Origin of the sequence: Jiangella aurantiaca (assembly GCF_004349105.1) — a bacterium.
GTDB lineage: Bacteria > Actinomycetota > Actinomycetes > Jiangellales > Jiangellaceae > Jiangella > Jiangella aurantiaca.
The window spans coordinates 20448-39667 of the sequence record NZ_SMLB01000043.1; the positions used below are offsets into that span (position 1 = coordinate 20448).

General features: G+C 72.3%; 17 protein-coding genes and 1 pseudogene. 3 read left to right on the forward strand and 15 right to left on the reverse strand.

Going from position 1 to position 19220, the window contains the following annotated elements:
• Positions 1-153 precede the first annotated feature (153 nt).
• From E1262_RS32190 to cysS, 4 genes and pseudogenes are all read right to left on the reverse strand, one after another.
• Positions 154-303, reverse strand: a pseudogene (locus E1262_RS32190) (rRNA methyltransferase); the annotation flags it as partial.
• Positions 300-1448, reverse strand: a complete 1149-nt coding sequence (locus tag E1262_RS23135) for an acyl-CoA dehydrogenase family protein (RefSeq protein ID WP_238993023.1) — start codon at positions 1446-1448, stop codon at positions 300-302. The gene E1262_RS23135 and the pseudogene E1262_RS32190, both read right to left, overlap by 4 nt.
• Before the next feature lie 72 nt (positions 1449-1520).
• Positions 1521-2501: a 23S rRNA (guanosine(2251)-2'-O)-methyltransferase RlmB gene (gene rlmB, locus E1262_RS23140; RefSeq protein ID WP_132106060.1), complete on the reverse strand. Its 981-nt coding sequence runs from the start codon at positions 2499-2501 to the stop codon at positions 1521-1523.
• The gene (gene cysS / locus E1262_RS23145) at positions 2501-3949 is read right to left on the reverse strand and encodes a cysteine--tRNA ligase (protein ID WP_132106062.1); all 1449 of its coding nucleotides are present in this window, start codon (positions 3947-3949) and stop codon (positions 2501-2503) included. The genes rlmB and cysS overlap by 1 nt, the downstream gene beginning before the upstream one ends.
• Before the next feature lie 162 nt (positions 3950-4111).
• On the opposite strand from cysS, the gene E1262_RS23150 reads away from it, so the two are divergent.
• A complete protein-coding gene (locus E1262_RS23150) occupies positions 4112-4753 on the forward strand; it encodes a phosphatase PAP2 family protein (protein ID WP_162606039.1) in 642 nt (213 codons plus the stop codon).
• On the opposite strand, the gene E1262_RS23155 is transcribed toward E1262_RS23150, so the two are convergent.
• Together E1262_RS23155 and E1262_RS23160 are read right to left on the reverse strand one after the other, a co-directional pair.
• Entirely contained in the window at positions 4713-5684 is a 972-nt protein-coding gene (locus E1262_RS23155; RefSeq protein ID WP_132106065.1) for an aldo/keto reductase, read from the reverse strand. The genes E1262_RS23150 and E1262_RS23155 overlap by 41 nt on opposite strands.
• A complete protein-coding gene (locus E1262_RS23160; RefSeq protein WP_132106067.1) occupies positions 5675-6967 on the reverse strand; it encodes an L-fuconate dehydratase in 1293 nt (430 codons plus the stop codon). Before E1262_RS23160 ends, E1262_RS23155 begins: the two co-directional genes overlap by 10 nt.
• A gap of 150 nt (positions 6968-7117) precedes the next feature.
• Between E1262_RS23160 and E1262_RS23165 the strand changes: the two genes are divergently transcribed.
• Positions 7118-7864, forward strand: a complete 747-nt coding sequence (locus E1262_RS23165) for an SDR family NAD(P)-dependent oxidoreductase (RefSeq protein ID WP_132106069.1) — start codon at positions 7118-7120, stop codon at positions 7862-7864.
• A gap of 624 nt (positions 7865-8488) precedes the next feature.
• On the opposite strand, the gene ispF is transcribed toward E1262_RS23165, so the two are convergent.
• The 3 genes from ispF to E1262_RS23180 are packed head-to-tail and all read right to left on the reverse strand — an operon-like array spanning position 8489 to position 10172.
• Positions 8489-8980 carry a 2-C-methyl-D-erythritol 2,4-cyclodiphosphate synthase gene (gene ispF / locus E1262_RS23170; protein WP_132106071.1) on the reverse strand — a complete coding sequence of 164 codons (492 nt, stop codon included), beginning with the start codon at positions 8978-8980 and terminating at the stop codon, positions 8489-8491.
• Positions 8977-9657: a 2-C-methyl-D-erythritol 4-phosphate cytidylyltransferase gene (gene ispD / locus E1262_RS23175; RefSeq protein WP_203454257.1), complete on the reverse strand. Its 681-nt coding sequence runs from the start codon at positions 9655-9657 to the stop codon at positions 8977-8979. The genes ispF and ispD overlap by 4 nt, the downstream gene beginning before the upstream one ends.
• 32 nt (positions 9658-9689) lie before the next feature.
• The gene (locus tag E1262_RS23180; RefSeq protein WP_026877634.1) at positions 9690-10172 is read right to left on the reverse strand and encodes a CarD family transcriptional regulator; all 483 of its coding nucleotides are present in this window, start codon (positions 10170-10172) and stop codon (positions 9690-9692) included.
• Positions 10173-10465: 293 nt separating this feature from the next.
• Between E1262_RS23180 and E1262_RS23185 the strand changes: the two genes are divergently transcribed.
• On the forward strand, positions 10466-11047 hold the full coding sequence (locus E1262_RS23185; RefSeq protein ID WP_132106075.1) for a PT domain-containing protein: 582 nt from the start codon (positions 10466-10468) through the stop codon (positions 11045-11047).
• A 6-nt stretch (positions 11048-11053) separates the two neighbouring features.
• Here E1262_RS23185 and E1262_RS23190 read toward each other — a convergent pair whose 3' ends face one another.
• From E1262_RS23190 to E1262_RS23215, 6 genes are all read right to left on the reverse strand, one after another.
• Positions 11054-12115 carry a mandelate racemase/muconate lactonizing enzyme family protein gene (locus tag E1262_RS23190; RefSeq protein ID WP_203454259.1) on the reverse strand — a complete coding sequence of 354 codons (1062 nt, stop codon included), beginning with the start codon at positions 12113-12115 and terminating at the stop codon, positions 11054-11056.
• Positions 12112-12993: an NAD-dependent epimerase/dehydratase family protein gene (locus tag E1262_RS23195; protein WP_132106077.1), complete on the reverse strand. Its 882-nt coding sequence runs from the start codon at positions 12991-12993 to the stop codon at positions 12112-12114. The genes E1262_RS23190 and E1262_RS23195 overlap by 4 nt, the downstream gene beginning before the upstream one ends.
• Positions 12990-14354, reverse strand: a complete 1365-nt coding sequence (locus tag E1262_RS23200; protein WP_203454261.1) for a Gfo/Idh/MocA family oxidoreductase — start codon at positions 14352-14354, stop codon at positions 12990-12992. Before E1262_RS23200 ends, E1262_RS23195 begins: the two co-directional genes overlap by 4 nt.
• Positions 14355-14461: 107 nt before the next feature.
• Positions 14462-15781 (reverse strand): ABC transporter substrate-binding protein, encoded by a 1320-nt coding sequence (locus E1262_RS23205; protein WP_132106079.1) that lies wholly within the window; start codon positions 15779-15781, stop codon positions 14462-14464.
• Between the two features lie 43 nt (positions 15782-15824).
• Entirely contained in the window at positions 15825-17927 is a 2103-nt protein-coding gene (locus E1262_RS23210) for a hypothetical protein (protein ID WP_132106081.1), read from the reverse strand.
• Positions 17924-19210, reverse strand: a complete 1287-nt coding sequence (locus E1262_RS23215) for an ABC transporter substrate-binding protein (RefSeq protein ID WP_132106083.1) — start codon at positions 19208-19210, stop codon at positions 17924-17926. The genes E1262_RS23210 and E1262_RS23215 overlap by 4 nt, the downstream gene beginning before the upstream one ends.
• Between the last annotated feature and the right edge of the window lie 10 nt (positions 19211-19220).

Genomic DNA, 19220 nt, shown 5'->3' on the forward strand with positions numbered 1-19220 from the left:
GAGGGCCTGCCGGTGGTTGGCGCTGGGGACGACGTAGGGATCATCACGAACGCTGGCGAAGCGCCTCGTAGAGGACGACAGCGCCGGCGGCCGCCCGGACGCCATCAGCTCGGCGGCCCACGCCGAGGGCCGCGGCCGGCCGACGAACAGCAGCGAGACGAACGGCACCCCGGCCGCGGCGGCCAGCGAGATGGGCCGCACGCCCTGGACCAGCAGCTCGCCGCTGGACTGGCGCTTGGACCGGTTGGTCAGCAGCGCCTGCCACTGCTGGAACGTGGCGTTGCGCCGTTCGACCGCCCTCACCCGGACGACCGGAGCTCGCGCGAGATGACCAGGCGCTGGATCTGGTTGGTGCCCTCGAAGATCTGCATCACCTTGGCCTCGCGGAAGTACCGCTCGACCGGGTGGTCACGGGTGTAGCCGGCGCCGCCGAGCACCTGGACGGCGTCGGTCGCCACCTGCATCGCGTTGTCGGTGGCCACCAGCTTCGCCACGCTGGCCTGGTGCCGGAACGGCTGCGACGCGTCGTGGCGGCGGGCCGCGACGACGTAGAGGGCGCGGGCGCTCTCGACCGCCGCCGCCATGTCGGCCAGCAGGAACCCGAGGCCCTGGTGGTCGATGATCGGCTGGCCGAACTGCTCGCGCTCGCGCGCGTAGGCGACCGCCGCGCGCAGCGCGGCCTCCGCCAGCCCGGTCGCGATGGCGGCGACACCGAGCCGGCCGGAGTTCAGTGCCCCGAGCGCGATGCCGAAGCCGTCGCCCTCGCGGCCGATGCGCCGCTCGACCGGCACCCGGACGCCGTCGAGGTTGACGATGGTGGTGGGCGAGGCGGACAGACCCATCTTCTTCTCGGGCGCGCCGAACGAGAGCCCGGGCGTGTCGGCGGGCACCAAGAAGCACGAGATGCCCCGCGTGCCGTCATCGGAGGTGCGGGCGAAGATCGTGTAGAAGTCGGCGATGCCGCCGTGGGTGATCCACGCCTTGGCGCCGGTGAGCACGTAGGCGTCGCCGTCGAGCACCGCCCGGGTGGTCAGTGCGGCGGCGTCGGAGCCCGCGTGCGGCTCGGAGAGGCAGTACGCGCCGAGCAGATCGCCGCCGATGAGGTTGGGCAGCCAGCGCTTGCGCTGCTCGAGCGTGCCGTGCGTGGCCAGCGGCCAGCACGACAGCGTGTGGACGCTGACGGTCAGCGCCACGGTGGCCCAGCGCTCCGCCAGCTCCTCCACGACCTGGAGGTAGACCTCGTAGGGCTGAGCGCCGCCACCATACGTCTCCTCGTACGGCAGCCCGAGCAGGCCGATGCGCCCCAGCATGCGGATGAGGTCGCGGGGGTACTCGCCCGCCTCCTCCGCAGCCGCGGCGCGCGGGCGCAACTCGCGCTCGGCGATGTCGCGAACCAGGCCGATCAGGTCTACGGCCTCGGGCGTGGGCAGCATGCGCTCCACGGACACGTCCGGTACCTCCGCGGTTCGGCGCCGTGTCCGAGGATCGCCCGGGCGACGGCGTCAGTGATCGGGCGTAGCCTACCTCGACTCGGTGACGTTCCTGGCCCGGGTGACCTCGTAGAGTGCGACCCCGGCCGCGACACCCGCGTTGAGCGACTCGACGCTGCTCACGATGGGGATCCGCACGACCAGGTCGCAGGTCTCGGTGACGATGCGGGACATGCCGGCGCCCTCGGATCCGACCACCAGACACAGCGGCTGGTCCAGGGCGCGGGCGGCCGCGATGTCGGTGTCGCCGGCGCCGTCGAGCCCGATGACGAACAGTCCGGCCTCCTGGTACGCGCGCAGGGCCCTGGCCAGGTTGGTCGCCTTGGCGACGGGCAGGCGGGCGGCCGCGCCCGCGGAGGTCTTCCAGGCGCCGGCCGTCATGCCGGCGCTGCGCCGCTCGGGCACGACGACGCCGTGGGCGCCGAACGCGGCGGCCGAGCGGACGACGGCGCCCAGGTTGCGCGGGTCGGTGACGCCGTCGAGCGCGACGATCAGCGGCACCTCGCCGGCCTCGAACGCCGCGGCGACGAGGTCGGCCGGATCGGCGTACTCGTACGGCGGCAGCGTCAGCGCCAGCCCCTGGTGCACCGCGCCGCCGGTGATGCGGTCCAGCTCCGAGCGGGGCGCCTCGAGCAGCGGCAGGCTCCGCTCAGCGGCGATCTTCAGGACGTCGCGGACGCGGTCGTCACTGTCGATGCGTTCGGCCACGTAGAGCGCCTTGACCGGGACCTCGGCCCGCAACGCCTCGACGACGGCGTTGCGCCCGGCGACGGTCTCGGCGGCGCCCGGCCGCCCGGTGGCGCCGACACGGCGAGCCTCGGCGGCCTTCTCGGCCGCCTTGCGGGCCGCAGCCGCCTTGCGCGACGCCGGGTGCCCCGTACGCTCCTCGGCCTTCGGGGTGGGGCCCTTGCCCTTGAGCGCCTTGCGGCGCTGCCCGCCGGACCCGACGACCATGCCCTTCTTCGTACCGGTCTTGCGCATGGCGCCGCGGCGCTGGGAGTTGCCGGCCATCAGTGACTGCCTCCATGATCGCCGGGCTCGTCGGCCAGCTGCCAGCGGGTCCCGTCTGGGTTGTCCTCGACGACGATGCCGGCCGCCTTGAGGCGGTCGCGCAGAGCGTCGGCCGTGGCGAAGTCGCGGCTCTCACGGGCCAGCTGACGCTGTTCGAGCACCGTCTGGACCAGGACGTCGACGGCGCCGCGCAGGCGGTCGCCGCCGCTGCCGATCGTCCCCAGGCCCAGCCACGGCTCGGACAGCGGGTCGAGGCCCAGCACCCCGAGCATGGCCCGCACCGACGCGAGGTTGGCCCGCAGCTCGACCCGCTCGCCGGACGTCAGCAGCGTGTTGCCCTCGCGGACGGTGTCGAACAGCACCGCCAGCGCCTGCGGCACCGAGAGGTCGTCGTCCATGGCCGCCCGGAACGCCGCGGGGACGTCTGCGGCAGGCTGGACGTCGGTCGTCACCTCGTCCGCCCGGACCACGTAGCCCTCGATGCGCCGGAACGCCGCGGCCGCCTCGGCCAGCGACTCCTCGGAGAACTCGACGTGGCTGCGGTAGTGCGGCGCGGCGAGGTAGTAGCGCAGCTCGATCGGCCGGATGCGCTGCACGACGTCGGCGACCAGCAGCGAGTTGCCCAGCGACTTGCTCATCTTCTCGCCGGCGGTGGTGACCCAGCCGTTGTGCATCCACGTGCGGACGAAGGGGCGCCCGGCCGCGCGCGACTGGGCGAGCTCGTTCTCGTGGTGCGGGAACCGCAGGTCGATGCCGCCGCCGTGGATGTCGAACTCGTCGCCGAGGTACTTGCCGGCCATCGCCGAGCACTCCAGGTGCCAGCCGGGCCGACCGCGGCCGAACGGAGTGGGCCACGACGCGGTGTCCGGCTCGCCGGGCTTGTGGCCCTTCCATAGCGCGAAGTCGCGGGGGTCGCGCTTGCCGCGCGGGTCGGCGTCGGCGGCCGCCTCCATCTCGTCGACCTTCTGGCCGGACAGCTCGCCGTACGACGGCCACGACCGCACGTCGAAGTAGACGTCGCCGGAGCCGTCCTCGGCCACGTAGGCGTGCCCGCGGTCGATGAGCTGCTGCATCAGGTCGACCATCTCGGGGATGTGCCCGGTGGCCCGTGGCTGGTAGGTGGCCGGCAGGCAGCCGAGCACCTCGTAGGCGGCGTCGAGCGCGCGCTCGTTCTCGTACGCCCACGCCCACCACGGGCGGCCCGACTCGGCCGACTTGGTGAGGATCTTGTCGTCGATGTCGGTGACGTTGGCCACGATGGTGACCTCGTAGCCGTTGTGCTCGAACCAGCGCCGCAGCACGTCGAAGACGACTTCCTTGCGGATGTGGCCGATGTGGGGCGGTCCCTGCACGGTCAGCCCACAGTGGTAGATCCCGACCTTGCCCGGGACGACCGGGACGAAGTCGTGGATCTCACTGCTGGCAGTGTCGTACAGGCGAAGACTCACCGGACAAGGGTAGCCACTCCGGAGCCGTCGCACGGCCGCCCGGGCACGTCGCCGTTCCCATATCGCCGGTCCGATGGGGAACAATGAACAGTGACCATGGTGACCGACGACGTACCGACCCGAGTGTCCGCCCGGCGTGAGTGGCCGTGGTGGGCTCCATCGGTGTCCGCCGGTCTGGTCTGCGCCGCGGCGCTGGGCCTGATGACCTGGCAGGTCCTCGAGCGCGGCTGGTTCGTCGCGTGGGACTGGGACTTCCACGTCTACGTCGACGCCCGCCAGCCCGACGGGATCACGAAGGGGCTGCTCGACGCTCTGGCCAGCCTCGGCGGCCAGCGGCTCTACACGTTGCCGATCATCGCGGCGGTCGGCCTGTTCGTGGCCTACAAGCAGCGCAGCATCCGGGTGCTCGTCGCCATCGCGTCCGGGCTGGCGACGGTGCTGTTCATCGGGTACTGGATCAAGTTCGGGCTCAGCCGCACGCCGCCGGCCAGCGGCCAGGACGTGCTGCACGGCGTCGGCCAGGCCTTCCCGTCCGGGCACACCGCCAATGCCACGCTCACCTGGTTCCTGCTGGTCGTGGTGCTGTTCGGGGCGAACGGACTGAAACCCGATCCGGTGCGGCTCCGCCTCTACCTGTGGGTGGCCGGCGCCGGGGTGCTGGTCACCGGGTTCCTCATGACTGCCCTCGACTACCACTGGCTCAGCGACATCCCCGGCGGCGTGGCGCTGGGGCTGCTGGCCTTGATGATCTCCGTGACGGTGCTCAAGGCGCCGCCGCTGCGCTGGCCCCGCCGGCGGGGATGAGCCCGCGCTTCTCCAGGGCCGCCCAGAGCTCGGGTGCGACGGGGCTGCTCAGCCAGGCGGCGTTCCGGCGGACCTCGTCCGGGCTGCGCATGCCGACGACGGCGGACCGTACCAGCGGGTGCCGCAGCGGGAACTGCAGTGCGGCCTGCGGCAGGACGGCGCCGTGCTCGGCGCAGACGGCGGCGAGGGCGCGCGCACGGGCCAGCACGGCCGGCGGCACCGCGCCGTACTCGTAGGTGCTGCCCGGATCAGGGTCCTGCGCGGCGAGCAGCCCTGAGTTGAACACCCCGGCGGCGACGACGTCCGTACCAGCGGCGGCACAGGCGGGGAACAGGTCGTCCAGCGCGGGCTGCTCCAGCAGTGTGTAGCGGCCGGCGACCATGACGACGTCGAGGCCGCCGGTGCGGACCAGCCGGGCCAGCGCAGCAGCGTCCTTCGATCCGGCGCCGACGGCCCGCACGGCGCCCTCGCTGCGCAGTTCCGCCAGGGCCGGTAGCGCCGTCGCCAGCGCCTCGTCCAGCCGTTCCTCCGGGTCGTGCAGGTACAGGACGTCGATCCGGTCCAGGCCGAGTCTGGCCAGGCTGTCGTCGAAACTGCGACGGATGCCATCGCGGCTGAGATCCCACACCCGGCGGTGCGTGGCCGGGACGGCGAAGCTCGCCTCGTCGTCGGTGCCGCCGCCGTCGTCGGGGACCAGCAGCCGGCCCGCCTTCGTCGAGACGACGTACGCGTCGCGGTCGCGCCCGGTCAGCGCGGCGCCGAGCCGGCGCTCGGACACCCCGAGCCCGTAGTGCGGTGCGGTGTCGAAGTAGCGGATCCCGGCGTCCCATGCCGCGTCGACGGCGGCGGCCGCGGTGTCCGGGTCGACGGCGGTGTAGAGCCCGGCGATCGGGGCGGCGCCGAAGCCCAGCCGGCTCAGCGTCAGCGCCACACGTCACCGTCCGGGAACCGGTAGGCGACCAGCGACGGGACCAGGATCTCGGTGCCGGCGCCGGGCCGCTCCGGCGCGCGGTAGCGGCCGTTCTCGATGCGGACCGGGTCGGCGAAGTGCTCGTGCAGATGGTCGACGTACTCGATGACGCGGTTCTCGGTGCTGCCGCTGACCGCGACGTAGTCGACCATGGCCAGGTGCTGCACGGCCTCGCACAGCCCGACCCCGCCGGCGTGCGGGCAGACCGGGACGCCGAACTTGGCCGCGAGCAGCAGGATCGCCAGGTTCTCGTTGACACCGGCGACGCGGGTGGCGTCGATCTGCACGAACTGCGTCGCCCCCGCCTGCAGCAGCTGCTTGAACACCACCCGGTTGGCGACGTGCTCTCCGGTGGCGACGCGGACCGGCGCGATCCGCTCTGCGATGGCGGCGTGGCCGAGGACGTCGTCGGGACTGGTCGGTTCCTCGACCCACCACGGATCGAACGGCGCCAGCTCCTTCACCCAGCGCACCGCCTCGTCGACGTCCCAGCGCTGGTTGGCGTCGATGGCGATGCGGAGCTCCGGGCCGCAGATCTCCCGGGCGATGCCGAGCCGGCGGACGTCGTCCTCGAGGTTGCCGCCGACCTTCAGCTTGATCTGGGTGAAGCCGGCGTCGATGGCCTCGCGGGTCAGCCGGGCCAGCTTGGCGTCGTCGTACCCGAGCCACCCCGGCGTCGTGGTGTAGGCGGGGTAACCGCGGGCGACGAGGTCGGCGGCCCGCTCGGCCCGGCCCGGCTCGGCGGCCTGCAGCAGGTGCAGCGCCTCGGCCGGGTCGAGCACGTCGGTGAGGTATCGGAAGTCGACGAGGTCAACGATGCGCTCCGGCGAGAGGCCGGACAGCAGCCGCCACAGCGGGACGCCGGCGCGCTTGGCCGCGAGGTCCCATAGCGCGTTCACCACGGCGCCGATGGCCATGTGCATGACGCCCTTCTCCGGGCCGAGCCAGCGCAGCTGGGAGTCGTGCACCAGACGCCGCCAGGCGCTCCCCATGTCCGCCAGCAGCGCGTCGACGTCGGCCCCGACCAGCAGCGGCCGGAGCGCGTCGATCGCCGCGACCTGCACGTCGTTGCCGCGGCCGATGGTGAACACGAACCCGTGACCGTCGGGGCCGGCGTCGTCCGTGCGCACGATCACGTACGCCGCGGAGTAGTCCGGGTCGGGGTTCATCGCGTCGGACCCGTCCAACATCCGCGACGTCGGAAAGCGCAGGTCGAACGTGTCGAGTGCGGTGATCTGGCTCATGGCGGCCCTTCTGGTCCGTGGACGGCGCTCATACATCGGATGTCTGTGCGCACCAGTCTGCCACGGCGTTCGGTCTGCCCGGTGGTCTGACCACAATGACATAGGATGTCTCGCGCGATCGAACAGCAGCGACGAGTCAGGGAGCGGACCATGGGTGAACTGGACGGTCTGACCGCGGTGGTGACCGGCGGCGCGTCGGGCATCGGACTGGCCACGGCGCGGCGACTGGCCGCCGCCGGCGCGTCGGTCGGCGTGCTGGACCGCGCCATCGACGGCGCCCCATCCGACCTCTACGCCGTCCAATGCGACGTCACCGACTCCAACGGTGTCGCCGCCGCGGTGACCGCCGTCGCGGAGCGGTTCGGCGGCCTCGACATCGTCGTCAACAACGCCGGCATCGGCGCCGCCGGCACCGTCGAGGACAACCCCGATGACGAATGGCACCGCGTCTACGACGTCAACGTCGTCGGCATGGTCCGGGTCACCCGCGCCGCCCTCCCCTACCTCCGGAAGTCGGAGCACGCGGCCATCGTCAACGTCTGCTCCGTCGCCGCCACCGCCGGACTTCCGCAGCGTGCCCTCTACTCCGCCACCAAGGGCGCCGTCCTCTCCCTCACCCAGGCCATGGCCGCCGATCACCTCCCCGACGGCATCCGCGTCAATGCCGTCAACCCCGGCACCGCCGACACCCCCTGGGTCACCCGCCTCCTTGACGCCGCCCCCGACCCCGCCGCCGAACGCGCCGCCCTGGAGGCCCGCCAGCCCACCGGCCGGCTCGTCCCGCCCGAGGACGTCGCCGCCGCCATCGTCTATCTCGCCGGCCCCGCCGCCGGCTCCGTCACCGGCACCACCATCGCCGTCGACGGCGGCATGCAGGCCCTACGCCTGCGCAAGTAGCCCGACGGTGAAATGAAATGAGGCTCTTCTGCTGCTTCCGTGGGTGGGTGAGCGCCTCAGGTCCGATCGCGGAACGGGTGCCGTGGCTGGTACCCGCGATACCGGTGGATGCCCGCGAAACCGGCGGACACGGCGGGGATCGGCCCGGCATCCGTCGGCGGGGTGGGCATTCGCCGGTTTGCCGGGCATCAGCCGGTGTCCTCACTTGCCGGGCGGACACCTCACCCGTCTGATGGCCTCCTGGCGTGCCGACGGGTCCCCGTTGCGGCTCTCACGCGGGTGAGGTGTCATCCGGGTGCGTGATCGGGAGGGAGTTTCCCGCGCCACAGCAGGCAGAGCTCCCTCCGGACACTCCCGCGTTGATCTTGGAGTTGTTCGGCAATTGGAGGGTGAAATGTCCGATAGATGACCGAACAACTCCAAGATCAACGCTGGCCGGGTGGCGTTCCTCGTTGGCTTGGGCCCAGGTCACACCGACTCCTCACCGGGAAACGCACCAACGAAAGCAGCAGAAGACCCTGAAATGATCACGTTGAGTAGGGGTGCACCCGCTTCACCAGGCATGCATCCCTGGTGAACCGTGAATACGCCTCGTCCTACGGCCCTCGCCGAGCCGGCGTCGGGTCAGCTGTCCGCGGGCTTGAGCAGCAGCGCGGTGGCGACGGCAGCGAGACCCTCGCCGCGACCGGTGAGGCCCAGCCCGTCCGTCGTGGTGCCGCTGACGCTCACCGGGGCGCCGATCGCCTCGGACAGAACCGCCTGGGCCTCGTCGCGGCGGGAGCCGATGCGCGGGCGGATGCCGACGACCTGGACCGAGGCGTTGCCGATCGCGAACGACGCCGCGCGGACCAGCCGCGCGGTCTCGCCGAGCAGCGCGACACCGGAGGCGCCGGCCCATTCGGGGCGGTCGGTACCGAAGACGGAGCCGAGGTCGCCGAGGCCGGCGGCGGAGAGCAGGGCGTCACAGACGGCGTGGGCGGCGACGTCGCCGTCGGAGTGGCCAACGGGGCCGGCCGGCTCGTCCGGCCAGTGCAAGCCGGCCACCCAGCACGGGCGGCCGGGCTCCAGCCGGTGGACGTCGACGCCGAGGCCGACCCGAGGAGCCGGGGCGGTCATACGGCGGCCGCCCGCCGGGCCAGCACGGTCTCGGCGAGCAGCAGATCCTGCGGCCGCGTCACCTTGAAGGCGTCCGAGTGGCCGGCGACGACGTGGACGGGCAGCCCGATGCGCTCGACCAGCGCGGCGTCGTCGGGTGCGTCGGTGTCGCCGCGCTCGACGGCGGCCGCATGCGCCCGCTCGAGGACCGTGCGGCGGAAGCCCTGCGGGGTCTGGACGGCGCGCAGCTCGGTGCGGTCGGGGGTGGCCGTGACCCGGCCGGCGCCGTCGACCACCTTCAGGGTGTCGACGACGGGCAGCCCCGGGATGACGGCGTCGTGCCCGGCCAGGACGCCGGCCGCCACGGCGTCGAACAGCTGGGACGGCGCCAGGCAGCGGGCGGCGTCGTGCACGAGCACGACCTCGGTGTCGCCGGGCAGCGCGGCCAGCCCGTTCGCGACCGAGTGCTGCCGGGTGGCGCCGCCGGGCACGACGGCGACCGCGCCGCCCAGAGCGGGGTCGCCCTCGAAACCGTCCGGCGCCACCACGACCACGTGTGTGACCCGGGCGGCGCCGGAGGCGGCCCGCAGAGCATGCCAGACCAGGGGACGCCCGCCGACCTCGACGAACGCCTTCGGGCGACCTTCGCCCAGCCGCTCACCACGACCGGCGGCGACCACGATGCACGCGACGTTCACGACGGGATCATGCCCCGTTCGACGCGCGCCTGTCAGCCCGCGAGAACCTCGTCGAGCAGAGTCTCGGCCTTGTCCTCGTTCGTGTTCTCGGCCAGGGCCAGCTCGGAGACGAGCACCTGACGGGCCTTGGCCAGCATGCGCTTCTCGCCCGCGGACAGCCCGCGGTCGCGCTCGCGCCGCCAGAGGTCGCGGACGACCTCGGCCACCTTGATGACATCACCCGACGCGAGCTTCTCGAGGTTCGCCTTGTACCGGCGCGACCAGTTGGTGGGCTCTTCGGTGTGCGGCATGCGCAGCACCTCGAAGACGCGATCGAGCCCTTCCTGGTTGACGACGTCGCGCACGCCGACGAGGTCGACGTTGTCAGCCGGGACGCGAACGGTCAGGTCACCTTGCGTGACCTTCAGGACGAGGTACTGACGTTCCTCTCCTTTGATGACCCGGGACTCGATCGCCTCGATGAGCGCAGCCCCGTGATGGGGGTAGACAACCGTTTCGCCGACCTTGAAAGTCATGTGTTCCTGTCCCCTTTCCCCCACCGATGATAGCACGATTTTCACGACTCGGATGAGCGTTTGTGCTGGTCAGCGCCAGTGATGGGGGTTGACAAATGGCCATTCGGCGTGCTGCGGTCGCTCGTCATACGCCTTCGGCGGCCGCTCCGGAGTGTCCGATTCACCCCATTCCAAGGTCATCGATCTTGCTGTCCCACCAGGTAGGAGCGGGTGCCGGTGACCGAGCGCCGGGACGGCGCCGGTACGCTGGTCCGCGGTCTGTCCACTGTGAGCGCGCTTTCGAGGAGCACGTGGTGAAGGTTGCTGTCCGGCGTCTGGTTCTCGTCGCCGCCCCGGTCCTGGTGCTGGGCGTGGCCGGCTGCAGCATCCACGAGCAGACCCAGCGGTGGTACTCCGCCGACAACGGCGTGAACGCCGAGGCCGGCGACATCGGCCTGCGCAACGTCCAGGTGGTGTCCGACGGCGACGGCACGGCCACCGTCATCGCCACGCTGACGAACCGCGGAAACAGCGACGACGAACTGGTCGAGGTCGTCATCGGCGACGTCACCGCCGACCTCGCCGACGGTCCGGTCGAGCTGCCCGTCAGCGGCATCGCCGATATCGGGCCCGACGCCGACCGCGTCGACGGCTTCGACGTCGAGGCCGATCCGGGGCACACGGTCACCGTCGAGTTCCGCTTCGACCGCGCGCCGCGCACCACCGTCCACGCGCTCGTGCGGCCCGCGGAGGGTCCCTACGCCGAGGCGCTGCCGGCCGAGCCGGCTGAGACCCCGGCGGACGAGCCCACCGCCGAGGCGACCGAGGCACCCACCGGCGAGCCGACCGGCCAGCCTGCTGAGGAGCCGACCGGCACGGAGACACCGACGGAGTGACCGGCCTCAGGCGAACCTGAGGCCCAGCCCGGGCGCCGTCGCCGCCGTCAGCCGAGCGTCCGCGATGACGACGCCGCTCGGCTCGGCGAGGCAGCCCAGCGCGGCGAACGAGGCGTCCTCGACGTCCTCGACAATCGTGGGCTCGGGCAGCGTCAGCGCCAGCTGGCCGGACAGCTCCGGCAGCAGGTGCGGCGCGACGCTCACCCCGTAGCTCCTGGCCAGCGCGACGATGCGCAGGAACGGCGTGATGCCGCCGACCCGCACGACGTTGGGCTGCACGACGTCGCAGGCACCGGCGTCGAGCAGGTCGCGGAAGCGGTGGATCGTGTGCGCGTTCTCGCCGAGCGCGATCGGAACGCCGGTCGCGCGACGCAGCTCCGCGTACGCCCACGTCGCGTCGGCCAGCAGCGGCTCCTCGACCCAATACAGGTCGTACGGCGCCAGTGCGGCGATCGCACGGCGGGCCGTCGGCAGGTCCCAGCGCTGGTTCGCGTCGACCATCAATCGGCGCCGGGGCCCGAGAACCTCCCGCACGGCCGCCACCCGTTCGACGTCCTCGTCCAGCGACGGCCGGCCGACCTTCATCTTGACCGCGCCGTGCCCCGTGTCGACCCACCGCTCGGCCTGGGCGACCAGTTCGTCCAGCGAGTAGTGCAGGTTGACGCCGCTGCCGTACACCTCGGCAGAGTCGTGCCGCCGGCCGAGCAGGTCGGTGAGGCCCAGCCCGGCCCGCCGGCCGCGCAGGTCCCAAAGCGCGAGGTCGACGCCGGCCAGCGCGATGGTCGTGACGCCGCCGCTGCCGGCCTCGTGGAGGTGCCGCCACAGCCCGTCCCAGACGACCTCCGGCTCGGCCGGCCGGCCCACGAGCCACTCGGCGATGTCCTGCGTGAGCAGCGCGTGCACCGCGCCGGCGCCGATGGTCGGCGTCCAGCTGAACCCGCGGCCATCCGCGCCGTCCGACGTCGTCAGCACGACCTCGATGACGTGCACCCGCGGCACGTCCGGACCCCACGGCCGGCGCAGCGGCAGCCGCAGCACCCGCGCGGACAGTCCGGCGACGGTGCTCACCGCAGCTCCGTGCGCCAGCTGCGTTCGGGTTTCCAGCCGAGCAGGCGTTCGGCGTTGGCGTTGCTGAACGCCGACCCGGTCCCGGCCAGGACGTCGGCGATGCCGGTGGTGCCGGGGTGGTAGCGCGGCAGCAGCTCGGCCAGCGGCTCGCGGGCCAGCGCATCGGCGGCCCCGACGAAGAACGTCTCCCCGTTGGGCACGTCCTCCGCGCGGCGCAGCAGCACCTCGACGAAGTCCGCGGCGTCGCGGGCGTCGACGTAGTTGAACAGCGACCCCGCCGCCAGCGCCGGGTCGTCCAGCCGCTCCCGCACGGTGTGTCCCTGCTGGGTCGGCGCGCCGGCCCACTCGTCCTCGGCGATCACGTAGCAGGGCCGGATCGCGGCCAGCCGCATCCGGTCACCGGCCTGCGCGGTGAACATCCGCATCACATGCTCGGCCATCAGTTTGGACAGCCCGTAGGCGTTCCACGGCCGCACCGGGTGCGTCTCGTCGATCGGCAGATAGGACGGCGCCCACCCGGTCGGCGCGCCGTACCCGACCACGGTCGGGCTCGAGGCCACCACGACGGTGCCGGCGCCGGCATCCAGCGCGGACCGGCACACGTTGTAGGCCAGCGCGGTGTTGGTGCGCAGGATCTCCCGCTCCGGCCGGCTGAACGGGACCGCGATCGCGGCCAGGTGCACCACCGCATCGGGCCGCACCCGCGCCAGCGCCCAGCTCGCCTCGTCCACCACCGTCAGGTCCGCGGCGAACCAGTGCTCACGATGCCGCGTCGGCGCGCGCAGGTCGACGCTGACGACGTCGTGGCCGGCCTGCAGCAGCCCCTGGACGACGCTCTCGCCCAGCCGCCCGGACCCGCCGGTGACCAGGATTCTCACGGCGCACTCGCCGGGCGCAGCTCGTCTGCACGCAGCGGCAGGCCGAGGCTCGCCACCGGCACCGGCCGTCCGGTGACCAGCGACTCGTTACCGGCCAGCCCGACCGCGACGCTGCGGAAGCCGTCCGCGGCGCCGGCGGGCCGGCCGAGCGGGTCGTCGCCGGGGCCGCGGAACACGTCGTCGAGAAGGAGTCGATCCCCACCGCCGTGTCCATGAGGCCCGTGAGCACCGTGCGGGCTGTCCGGCACCGGCACCTCGACGGCCGGCTCCCAGTGCCGCTGCAACACGATCCGGGTGCCCTTGCGGCGGACCCGCTCGACGTCGGCACCGGCGTCGCGGGCCTTGTGCGCCGATTCGACCACCTCGATCTCGAGGCGCCCGGCAGTGCCGTTGAACGCGACCCGGTACCCCTCCCACGGCGAATGTGCGTTCAGCGTGTAGCTGAGGCTGGCGCCGCGCTCGTACCCGACCAGGACGTTCAGGTTGTCCTCGATGGTGATGCCCTCGCCGAACACGTCCTGGTCGCGGATGTAGCCGTCGTCGCCCTCGGCCTCCAGGTACAGCCGGCGCAGGGTGTCGTCGGCGGCGAGGTCGAGGGCGAACGGGTCGGCGGCCCGGCCGGCGTCATCGCGGCTACGCACCGGCCGCGGGCCGAGACCGCGGGCCTTGGCGTTCTCGGCGCCGTAGAAGCGCAGCCCGCCGAGCGCGAAGACCGTCGCGGGCACGTCGTCGAGCCACCAGTTCACCAGGTCGAAGTGGTGCGTGGCCTTGTGCACCAGCAGTCCGCCCGAGCGGTCCTTCTCGCGGTGCCAGCGACGGAAGTAGTCCGCGCCGTGCGAGGTGTCGAGCACCCACTCGAAGTGCACCGACGTGACGTCGCCGATGGCACCGTCGAGGATCAGCTGCTTCACCGTCGAGTTGCGCGGGGAGTAGCGGTAGTTGAACGTCATGACCAGATCCGCCGACGACTCGCGGGCCGCCGCCGCGATGGCCTTGGCCTTGTCGACGCTGGTGGTCAGCGGCTTCTCGACCACGACGTCGCTGCCGTGCTCGAGCGCCGCGACCACATAGCGGTGGTGGGTCCAGTCCGGCGAGGTCACGATGACGGCGTCGGGCCGCACGTCCTCGAGCAGGGCGTCGAAGTCGTCGGGACGGTACCGGCCCGGCAGCGGCGCGTCGGGACCGTACGCGGCACGCACGCGCTCGTCGTAGTACGACATCCGGGTCGCGTTGACGTCGCACCAGGCGACCGGCGTTCCGACGTCGGCATGGGTGGTGAGCAGGGCGTCGACGTACATCTGCGCCCTGCTGCCGGTGCCGACGACGGCGTAGCGCCGCGGGCCGGGGATGGTTGCGTTCACTGGTCTCCTTTACCTTGTGGAGCTCACCGGCGTCTTGGACCTCGCGGTCGGCCTGCAATCCCGCGCTCCATCTGCTGGTGGATCACGGCGACGAGGACGGGACACCGTCAGCCGGTGGCCGCCTCGACCTCGCTGATGAACTGCTCGGCCGCCTCGTCGGGGCCGAGCCGGTCGAAGAGGACCTCGACGTTGATCCGCTTGATGATGTCGACGACCTCGCCGGCGCCCACCGGCGGCGCGGGCGGGGAGTCCACGACGTCGTCCTGGATCTCCGCCAGGAACTCGGCCTCGGCGACCTGGTGCTCGGTGAGATCGCCGAGGATCCGTTCCCGCTGTTCGAGGTTGACCGGCAGGCCGCGGTCGGAGCCGATGGCGTCCACGGCGGCCGGGTCGTTGAGCAGGAAGTCCAGGAACACGGCGGCTTCCTCGGGGTGCTCGGTGTCGGCCGAGATCGAGTAATGCTGGGCCGGCTTCAGGTAGCTGCCGGTGCGCTCGCCCTCGCTCTCACCGGGCGGCCGGAGCAGCACCAGCTCGCGCCCGGCCGCGGTCGACAGCGCGGCCAAGGTGTTGCTCCAGTACCACGCCATGGCCGCCCTGTTGGTGCCGATCAGGGTTTCCTCCGGGCTGCCCAGCTCTTGCACCTCGGCCGACAGGGCCGCCTGCGGCGCCCCGCCGCCGTCGCGCAACCGGAGGGAGTACTCCCACCACAGCGCGAGCGTCTCAGGAGAGAACGCGAGCGCACCGTCCTTGTCATACAACTCCTCGCCGTGCTGCCGGGCGAGGATCTTGAAGCCGGCCTCGTTGGCGCCGTAGTCCTGGGTACCGAAGACCGCGCCGCCGGTGTTCGCTGAGATGGTGTTGGCGATCTCGATGTAGTCGTCCCAGGTCCAGGTGGTGTCGTCGGGCAGCTCCACCCCCGCTTCGGCGAACGCCTGCGGGTCGGCGTAGACGACGTAGGCGTTGACTCCCGTGGGGATGCCGTACAGGCCGCCGTCGACCTCGCCGCCGTTGATGACGAGGGGATCCAGCTGCGAAGTGTCGATGACGTCGTCGTACTCGGACAGATCCAGCAGAGCGCCCCTGCTGGCGTACTCACGAAGGAACCGCTCCTCCTGGGAGATGATGTCCGGTGCGTCGCCGGCCGCGACCTGCGTCGCCAGCCGATCCCAGTACTGGCTCCACTCGATGAACTCCCCCTCGATGTCGATCTCCGGGTGCTGGTCCTCGAACGCGGCGATGGCGTTCTCGGTGAGTTCCCGCCGATCGTCGTTGCCCCACCAGGCGAACCGGAGCGTGACCGGGTCGTCCGCGCTCGCCGCGGAGCCCTCGGCACCGTCATCGCCGTCGTCGCCACAGGCGCTCACCAAGAGCGCCATCGCCAGCACGCCGGCCATCGAGGCCCACGTCCTCCTGTGCCTACCGCTCATCTCCACACCGCTCCTTCGGGGTCTGGTCGTCCCTGGTTTCGCGTCAAGGAGCGGGGACGAGGCCTTCGACCTCGACCGTCCACCGCCCGTCGTCCGGGAATCCCGGCGCCGGTCCACCGGCGCCGTCCCAGCCGGCGGCCATCAGCGCGACGGCCGCCAGTACTCCCCCGTTGCCCGGCAGGTACAGCGGCAGCGATGACGTCTGCCGGTTGTGACCGTTCGGGAGGAACTCGTTCTTGCCCACCGGCATGGTCAGCGCCGCGACCGCCAGCTCCGGCTCGCCGACGCGCGCCGCCGTCATCGCGAGGACCGGGTAGTCCCAGCCCCACGTGCTGTCCCAGTCCCAGTCCCCCAGCACGTCGCGCAGGGTGGCTCGCATGATCGACGGGTCGATCAGCGGCGTCTCCGGCAGCACGCCCAGGGCGCAGAGCATCGACGGATGGTCGGTGCGGATGGTGTACGGCTCGACGTCGATGGCGGCGTAGACGCCGTCGCGGACGTGCGGCCGTGCGAGCCCGGCCGCCACCGTGCTCCATCGCTCGTTCGGCGGCAGCCCGGCCCGGGCCCGCCAGGTCTGCGCGGTCTCCAGCGCCCAGTGCCAGTACGCGAGCTCGAAGCTCGGGTTGGTCGCCCGGGCCCGAATGGACCCGTACGACTCCTGCGCCGGGATGACCGGCGGACCCAGCTGGAAGCCGCGCTCCGTCGGCACCGGGAAGTCGGCCAAGAACTCGGCGGTCTCGAAGACGATGCCGGCGAACTCGTCGATCACCTCGCGGCTCGGCGCGGCCCGGTACAGCAGCTCGGCCAGGTGGATCGGGTGCGGCTGCTGCCAGATGAGGAACGCCCCGATCGGGCTGGGGCTCTCGCGTGCGTCGGGCCCGACCTGCTTGGGCCAGCGCGCGCCGGCGTATCCCTGCAGCTTCGCCGTCGCCCGGGCCGCGTCCAGCGCCGAGTGGTACCAGCGGAGGCTGCGGGCCAGCAGCTCGGGCCGGCCCCACAGCGCGAAGTGCGCCGCGTGCCACCAGTGCATCTCGAGGTGGAATCGGCCGCGCCAGGAGTTGCAGACGAGCCCGGTCTCCTGCGGCGGCAGCGAACCGGCGCAGTTCACCGCGGTGAGGTACTGCGACAGGACGGTGCGCCGCTCGATCTCCGCGGCCCGCTCGTCGGTGCTGCCGGCCAGCTCGACGGCCCCGCCGCCGGACCAGAACTGCGGCCAGTGCCTCGCCGCGGCGGCCCGCACCTCCTCGAAGGTCTGGGACGGCGGCAGCGCGGCGGCCGACGGCGCGAAGCCGGCCACGAGGTCGAGCGTGGCAGTGTCGGCGGTGGCCCGGAGCAGGTGCGCGCCGGTCTGTGTCACCGTCAGGCCCGCGGTGCCGGCGACGGCGACGGCGTACCCGTCGGCGTCCAGTTCGCGGCCCACCCGCCAGCCGCCGCCCGTGCGTTCCAGAGTCGTGCGGTGCGCCTCCGGCCGCGTCCAGTCGGCGGCGTCGTGCCAGCTCTGCGATCCGTACGGGAACGCCAGCCGCACCGCGAGCCGGCCGGCCCGGATCGCCTCCGAGACGATCCGGACCGCCAGCACGTCGGCGTCGGGATGGCACACCGTCAGAAGCCGGACCGGCTCGCCGCGCAGGGCGAACGTGCTGTCGATGACGCCGTGCCAGAGGTCGAGCACCTGGCGCACGCCGGAGAGGTCGTCCGGCGTGACCGGCACCGCCCGGCCGTCGTCGTCGAGCAGCTCCAGGCCGATGCGGCCGAGGTCGAGGCGGTGCGGGTTGGCCCGCAGCCACAGCTCGGCCGGCGAGTCGGTGCGGTCGCCGCCGGCGCCGATGCTGCCGGTCATGTCGGCGTACGGCACCGGTCCGCGCGGGGTGTCGTACGTGATCAGCGTGTCCTCGAGCCGGAAGCCGGCGCCGTCGTCGCCGGCCGGGACGGAGTGCCAGCCCCACTGCGCCTGGGTGCCCAGCAGCGTGCCGTCGGGGCTGCCGTCGCGCGACCCGACCGGGTAGTGGTCCGGGAAGGTCTGCAGCCCCGTGAGGTCGACGGTGAAGCAGAACTCGCCGTTGCCGACCGACAGTGGGGACCGCCCGTCCAGCTCAGTCACCTCGACGTGATGCCGAGACACCAGGGCACGCCGATCGATGCTCATCGGTCCAGCGCCGTCCCGATCTCGGCGACGGCCTGCTCGGCGGCGTCCTGCGGCGTCATGCGGTCGAACAGCACCTCGCTGTTGAGCCGGGTGACGATGCCAGCGGTCTCGGTGGACCCCACCGGCGCCGGCGGCACCGGCTCGCCGACGACCTCCTGGAGCCGGTCGAGGTACTCGGCCTCGGCCTGCTGCACCGGGGAGAGCTGGGGCACGATGGCCTCGCGCACCTCGCTGTTGACCGGCAGGCCGCGGTCGGTGAGGAACGACTCCGCCGCGGCGGGCTCGTTGAGCATGTAGTCGACCAGCCGCGCGGCCTCCTCCGGGTGCTCGGTCCGGGCCGAGATCGTGTAGTACATCGACGGCCCGAGCCAGGAGCCCGGCTCGCCGCCGTCCACGCCCGGCGGGATGAGCAGCTGGAGCTGCTCGCCCGAGGCGGTGCTGAGCGCCTCGAGCACGTTCGACCAGACCAGCGCCATACCGCCCGTGTTGGTGCCGATGAGCGTCTGCTCCGGCGCGCTCTGGCTGGCCAGTTCCTCGGTCCGGGTGGCCGGCGGCGTGCAGCCGGAGTCGCGCAGTTGCAGCGAGAAGTCCCACCACTCGGTGAGGGTGTCCGCGGAGACGCCGAGCTCGCCGTCCTCGGTGTAGAGCTGCTCACCGTGCTGTCGCGCCCACAGCGCCAGCGTGTTGTGGTTGGTGAGGTCTTGTGAGCCGTAACCTGTGTCGCCGAGGGCCGCGCCGATCTGCGTGCACAGCTGCGCGAAGTCGTCCCACGTCCAGCTGGTGTCGTCGGGCAGCTCCAGCCCGGCGGCCGCGAACACGGCCGGGTTGGCCACCATGGCGTAGCCGTTGACGCCGGTCGGGATCGCGTACAGCGAGCCGTCGATGGTGCCGTGGGCCAGGATGTCTTCGGCGATGTCGTCGGTGCGGAGGACGTCGTCGACCTCGCCCAGGTCGAGCAGCGCGCCGCGGCCGGCGTACTCGCTGTGGTACGCCCCGCCCATCGTCATGATGTCCGGCGCGTCGCCCGCCGCCACTGAGGTGGCAAGCTTGTCGAAGTAGGCGCCGAAGTCCGCGTAGTCGATCTCGACCCGGATGTCCGGGTTGTCGGCCTCGAACTTGTCGATCATGTCCTGCGTCATCTGCGCCCGGTCGTCGCTGCCCCAGAAGGCATAGCGCAGCTCGACGACCTCGCCTTCACCGCCGCCAGTGGTGTCGTCGCCACCGCAGGCGGCGAGCAACACGGCGACGGGTATCGCGGCGGCCAGGGCACGGAGGGTTCGCATGAGTCAGGTT